This is a genomic window from Paenibacillus agri (assembly GCF_013359945.1).
GTDB classification, from domain to species: Bacteria; Bacillota; Bacilli; order Paenibacillales; family Paenibacillaceae; genus Paenibacillus_AQ; species Paenibacillus_AQ agri.
Map to the genome: position 1 here is coordinate 1 of NZ_JABWCS010000123.1, position 353 is coordinate 353.

Consider the following 353-nt stretch of genomic DNA (forward strand, 5'->3'; position numbering starts at 1 on the left):
CTACTCTCCCAGGACCCTTCGGTCCAAGTACCATCGGCGCTGGAGGGCTTAACGGTCGTGTTCGGGATGGGTACGCGTGGAACCCCTCCGCCATCGCCACCAAACATGATTTTTCGAAGCTACCGCTTCTCGAAATCGCTGCGAGAAAATATCAGTCCTCAGAAAGGACATGCAGCTTAAGGCAGGCTTAATCGCCTGAAAACTGAATCCGAAACGAATTTGCATTCTAACTATAGGATAAGCCCTCGACCGATTAGTATTGGTCAGCTCCATGCATTACTGCACTTCCACCTCCAACCTATCTACCTCGTCGTCTTCAAGGGGTCTTACTAATTGGGAAATCTCATCTTGAG

At 49.9% G+C, this 353-nt stretch carries 2 rRNA genes; both read right to left on the reverse strand.

Going from position 1 to position 353, the window contains the following annotated elements:
• A 5S ribosomal RNA gene (rrf, locus tag HPT30_RS00585) occupies positions 1 to 104 on the reverse strand; the annotation flags it as partial.
• Positions 105 to 233: 129 nt separating this feature from the next.
• Positions 234 to 353 (reverse strand): 23S ribosomal RNA (locus tag HPT30_RS00590); the annotation flags it as partial.